The following is a 5612-nucleotide window of genomic DNA, read 5'->3' on the forward strand; positions in this document are numbered from 1 at the left end:
GACCGTCGAAGGCGACGTGCACGACATAGGCAAATCGATCTGCTCGACGATGCTCCAGTGCGGAGGCTTCGACGTAGTCGACCTCGGCAGGGACGTCCCGTCCAAGGATTTCGTCGCCCAGGTAAGGGACAACGGATGCACTATGCTCGGGATGTCGGCCCTCATGACGACCACGATGACGGTCCAGAGGGACGTCATCGGCATGCTCAAGGACGCAGGCATAAGGGACAACGTGAAAGTGATGGTCGGCGGAGCGCCGGTCACGCAGACATGGGCGGACAAGATCGGGGCCGACTGCTACAGCGAGTCGGCGTCCGAGCAGGTCGGGAAGGCGAAGGCGCTTCTGGGGTGAACAATCATGGCAGAATTTTGTACACGCAGAGGAGACGGAGCAACACTGTTCCTTTCTAAAGAACAGATAAGACACGACATCGAAGCCGGTGCGGCAGACGCCGCAGACATGGGCGGAGTGAAGATGATCTCGTCTGACGAGATGGAGCGCCTCATGGAGATCGTGTGCGCCAAGGACAAGATTGTAAGTGTCCAGCGCGGAAACGAGGTAGTTCTTTCGTACGACATCGGACAGCTGGATATGACCGGAGACAACGGTAACAGCGGAGGAGGAGTTCCGGCGAGCAGGCTCAACGGAGCACTCGTACACGAGCGCACCCTCTGTGCAGACACTTTCGAGCTTGCCCACTCCGATTACAGCATAAAGCCAACCAAGCCGGTCATCGCAAACGAGATGAACGACATGGAGGTAATCCAGAATAACATCATCATTCCGTATTTCTACGGAGCGATGCCCAACATGGGCCTTTATTACAAACCCGACGGACCGTTCGGAAACCCTGCAGACCTCATGAGAGAGTTCAAAATCGAAGAGGCCCAGCAGCAGGCCGAAGCGGCCGCGAAACACCTTTCCAGGGATATAGCATACGTTGCCACCAAAATATTCAGCGCAGGATCGGACGGTTTCAACTTCGACACGACCGGCTCTGCCGGTGATGCCGATTTCGTCGGAACCCTCCACGGAGTGGAGCAGCTCAGACAAGAGTGCCCCAATGCCAACATAATGCTGGGTATGGCCGGAGAGAACGTTATGGGCATCCATGGAGAAATCGAATATGATGGCCAGGTCGTTGCAGGAATGTTCCCCCACCAGCAGGTTAAACTTGCTGAGAAGGCCGGAGCAGACGTCTTCGGACCAGTTTCGAACACCAACACCGGAAAGAGCCTCGCCTGGAACCTGGCGCGTGCAGTCACCTTCGTGAAAGCATGCACAGAGGTTTCCCACCTCCCCGTCCATGTCAACATGGGAATGGGAGTAGGCGGAATTCCGATGTCGGAGACCCCGCCCATGGATGCAGTTACCCGCTGCAGCAAAGCCATGGTTGAAATCGCGCACGTGGACGGCATATAGGTAGGTGTCGGCGACCCCGCCGGCATGGCTATCGCCCACTTTGTTGCTTCCGGAATGGGAGGAATCAGGACTGCAGGAGACCTTGTCGCCAGGATGGAATTCTCCAAGCGCATGAAGGTCGGAAAGGCAAAAGAGTACGTTGCGAAGAAACTCGGCGTCACTCCTTTCGACCTGTCCGACGAGTATGTGTTCAGAGACCTCAGGGAAGAGAGGGGACTCGGAGTAATCACCGGTGTTCCTAAGACCCCTAAGGGAATCGCTGCCAAGATGAATATCGAGGATCTCCTCGGTATCAAGATCAACAGCTGCGAGAAATTCAGGCAGTACCGCGCGAAGAGGTAAACACAAACCATAATAAGTCCGGGCTAACGCCCGGACTAAAGTTTTTTTAAAAAAACAGACACAAACCGAAATTCAAAATGCCAGTTCCAGCGTAAGCTATGAACTGAATTTGATCTAGGGGGGAAGACATATTGGAAGTCAATGTAAATGATAATGAAATGAGCAACGTCAGCATGGTCGAAAAGATCAATGCAAAACGTAAGCAGGACAACAAAAGGAGAGTTCTTTTCGGTTACGCAATGGCTCTTTTCTGTGCCGTGTTCTGGGGATTGTGGTACATTCCCGGGGACATGATATGGTATTTGGACCCGTTCGTCACAATGCAGGCAGAAGTAACTGCAGTCACCGGGAGCGAGACAACATCTTTCATGGTGTTTGCTATACTGATCACAGGAGTAAATGCACTGCTGGTCGTTCTGGCACTGTGCCTTTGGAACCTGTGGATGGGCAAGTTCACCGAGATGAAGAGGACATTTAAAGAGGTCAAGGCTGCCGACAAATGGTACTTTTTGGCTGCAATCTGCGGTGCGACCGCAGTTTTGGGAAGCTTCATGGCAATGGGATTCATCGGAGCGGCGTTCGCCGCGGTTACAGCTCTGCTGTACCCTGTCGTCGGTTCAATCGTCTCCAGGACATGGCTTGGCCAGAAGATATCCAGGCGCGCTATGATCGGGATATTCGTCATCGTGCTTGGAGGAATAACCGCATACGCTGGCGGATTCATCGAGGAGATCTCGTCAGGCGACATACGCATCTGGGGTTTCGTCGGAGGGATCATGGCCGCGGTAGGATGGGGATTTGAGGGATGCTTCGCAGGAAAGGCTCTGGATGTTTCTGAGCCCGATGTCGGTATCCACATGAGATTCATCTTTGAGACCCTTATTTGGTGGGTCGTTGTCATACCGATCCTTGCGCTTGCAGGGTTCCCGATGTTCGACTACCTCGGAATGATATTCGAATCCACCGTTTTCATCGTTCTGCTGATGCTCGGACTGACCTTCGGGTTCTGCTACGTGACCTGGTACAAATCGTTCCCGCTTATCGGCGTGGGACGCGGACAGGCGGTAGGAAGCCTTTACGCAATCATGGCCGTCGTCTTTATATTCATGTTCACCGGAGCCAACCCCGGATGGTTGCTCGTTATCGGTGCCGTGATATGTGTCGTCGGAGGAGGATTGATGGCATCTGAAGGTTCCGAAGAAATAGCCAGCCTTCGTGATACGGGGGCGGTAGAATGATGGAAGGACGCCCAGTCAAATTCCGTCTGCTCGAGATCTTTGCAGAAAAGGGACACCTTTGGAACTACGAAGTGACCGAGCTCATGGCCGGAGAATACAAGGACAGAAAAAGCAAGTTCGGACGCCAATCTACCAACTGGGACCTCATCGAGCTATCCGCTTCGGGTTTCATAAAAGAGACCGATGCATCGATCGATGAGGAGATGAAGTACGGTAAGGGCAACCTTTTGCTCCAGTACGGACTCACAGCCATTGGAAGGGACGAGCTAGAGCGCCTGAAGACCATCGTCAAACCCAGAGGTGAGTGAAATGTGGACAGATCAAGTGAATTTGGCCGGTAACTGGGACATAGCCGTCGAATACTGCGCCGGCGGAATTCCAGGATCGGAATACCTGTGGATGGTAGCAATTCTCGTCACATCTGTGGCGGGTATGCTCGTTTCCAGGTGGCTCGTCAGCAAATTCTGATCGAGAGAAACCATACCGGCCGTTGGCCGGAAACCCCTTACCAAACAATTTTCGGGTTGCCAAAGAGTGGCAGGGGAGGCTTTGCTGACCTGCAGGGCCTGATAATTGGAGGAAAACATGACAGAAACATCGAGTCTACAAAGGACGATTGACTGGAAACAAGGCATGCTCATTGCTTTGGGTGTACCTATCCTCATTCTGCCTTCGATCGGATACTCAGCCGGATATCTATGGGGTTTCTCCATAATTATCTGGATACTTTCCGTTCTTCAGGGATTTGTACAGAACGCCGCATTCGGCGAGATGACAACAACATTTTCAGATGCAACCGGGCTTCCGGGATGTGCACAGAAGGTTTTCTCTAAGAATGGAGATTCAAAATCTAAATACAACCGCGGTAAGTTCATAGGTGCTTTCTGCGCCTGGTGCTATTGGTTCGCATGGTGCCCGGTCGTAGCGATATTCACGCTGACGATCGGTACCTATGTGAGAGGATTCATGCCCGATCTGGCCGATGCCGGGGTATGGCTCGACCTCCTCATAGGACTCGCGATCGTTGTCGGAATGACGGTCATAGGTGCCCGCGGACTAAAAGGCGGATCATTCACCGCTCTTGTTCTGGCACTCGTATCATTGGTACCATTGATAATAATCCTCGTCGCACCGTTTTTCACAGGTGACTTCGTCGCTTCCAACATCTCCGGAAAATGGCTTCCTATGGACTGGAGCTGGGGGTCCGGGGACATAGTGATATTCTTAGGAATAATGGCCATGGCCCAATGGAGCGCGTGTGCTTGGGAAACGGCTGCAGTTTACGGTCCCGAATATAAGAAACCCAAGTCAGACATACCTAAGGCGCTATTCGTATGCGGTATAATATGCCTAATGCTCTATGCACTGACCCAGACGTCAGTTGTCGGAACCCTCGGAATAGATGGTATCGCCAATGCGCCGATCGATCCCCTTAATCCGATGTCTCAGATAGTGTTCGGCGATGCTGGACAGATCATTGCGATGATCATGCTGATATGCGCAATGCTGATGATTATCCAGACCGGTTTCCTGGGGTCCTCCAGGACGCTGTATTCGATGAGCCTTGAGGGTAACCTGCCCCGCTGGTTCGCAAAGACAAACGTCCGCGGAAACCCGATCAACGCTATGATATTCGTGAGCGTGTTCAATCTGGCACTCGTGCTCGTGCAGAATCCAGTCGCAGTTTTGGCAGCATCATCGATGGGTTACGCCCTTGCGGTCGGTATCGCTCTTGCAGCTTACTACAGGTCCAAGACGGTAGAGCCCTTCAAGAGCATGGAGAGACCGTTCGGCCTGCCCCGGTGGTATCGCTATGTGGCCTTGATCATGGTGGTGTATGAGATCGGTGTATTGCTTCCTTGTCTGGCATATCTCAACTATGTAGATTATGATGCATTATCGGTTATCTTGGGCGTTGTCATCCTGGCCGTATTCGTGCCTATATGGATGGTAACTCAGAATTATCTGAAGGAGAACAAATCTGGAAAAGAGCCAGTTTCGCGATCATCAGAGTAAACACAACGGGGCTTCCGCCCCATTTTTATTTATTTTTATAAATCAAAATCCTTAAATATTGGTTTTCTAAATTGTGTTGAAAAGAAGTAAGTTTTAAATACTATTTACCTAGGCATTTTTTTGAAGCAACATAAATTAATATATTATGTAAGGACATGTAGTATCAACTCTAGAAATGATAGGTTGGAGGGTGATTGCATCCAACACTTCCTATCAGTTTGTTATGCGGCCCGTATGGGCACGCCCGGAGGAAACCGCTTCGAGGAGGAGAACATTTGACTCAGAAAGATTTGAACGAGAGAGCGAAGAAGGCTGTCATGGCCTACGACCAGAAAGCATCGGTAGAAGTGGCCAAAGAGGCCATCGCGAAAAAAGCCGACCTGGTGAACCTGATCCAGGAAGGATACACCGCAGGCATCCAGGAAGTAGGGGACCTGTACCAGGCGAAGAAACTGTTCCTGCCGCACATCATGTCGGCCGCCAACGCCATGAACGCGGGCGTGAACCTTCTCACCCCTGAGCTGGAGAAATCCGGAAAATCGGCGGGCGAAGGCCTCGGAAAGTTCCTGATATGCACCATCGAGGGAGACATA

6 protein-coding genes and 1 pseudogene are annotated in these 5612 nt (G+C 51.9%); all 7 read left to right on the forward strand.

All coding sequences use genetic code 11. The annotated features are described in order from the left end of the window. A partial coding sequence (locus VB016_06960; protein ID MEA4978264.1) for a cobalamin-dependent protein occupies positions 1-352 on the forward strand: 352 nt, incomplete at its 5' end. Between the two features lie 6 nt (positions 353-358). After that, a pseudogene (mtbB, locus tag VB016_06965) lies at positions 359-1765 on the forward strand ([dimethylamine--corrinoid protein] Co-methyltransferase). A 131-nt stretch (positions 1766-1896) separates the two neighbouring features. Further along, a complete protein-coding gene (locus VB016_06970; protein MEA4978265.1) occupies positions 1897-3003 on the forward strand; it encodes a DMT family transporter in 1107 nt (368 codons plus the stop codon). After that, positions 3000-3311, forward strand: a complete 312-nt coding sequence (locus tag VB016_06975; GenBank protein ID MEA4978266.1) for a hypothetical protein — start codon at positions 3000-3002, stop codon at positions 3309-3311. Before VB016_06970 ends, VB016_06975 begins: the two co-directional genes overlap by 4 nt. A 1-nt stretch (position 3312) precedes the next feature. Continuing rightward, positions 3313-3471, forward strand: a complete 159-nt coding sequence (locus VB016_06980) for a hypothetical protein (protein ID MEA4978267.1) — start codon at positions 3313-3315, stop codon at positions 3469-3471. A 117-nt stretch (positions 3472-3588) separates the two neighbouring features. Then, a complete protein-coding gene (locus VB016_06985; protein ID MEA4978268.1) occupies positions 3589-5019 on the forward strand; it encodes an APC family permease in 1431 nt (476 codons plus the stop codon). A gap of 275 nt (positions 5020-5294) precedes the next feature. Then, the coding region (locus VB016_06990; protein ID MEA4978269.1) for a B12-binding domain-containing protein at positions 5295-5612 on the forward strand (318 nt) is incomplete at its 3' end.

It is taken from the genome of Methanomassiliicoccaceae archaeon, assembly GCA_034928305.1.
In the GTDB taxonomy this organism is placed as follows: domain Archaea; phylum Thermoplasmatota; class Thermoplasmata; order Methanomassiliicoccales; family Methanomethylophilaceae; genus VadinCA11.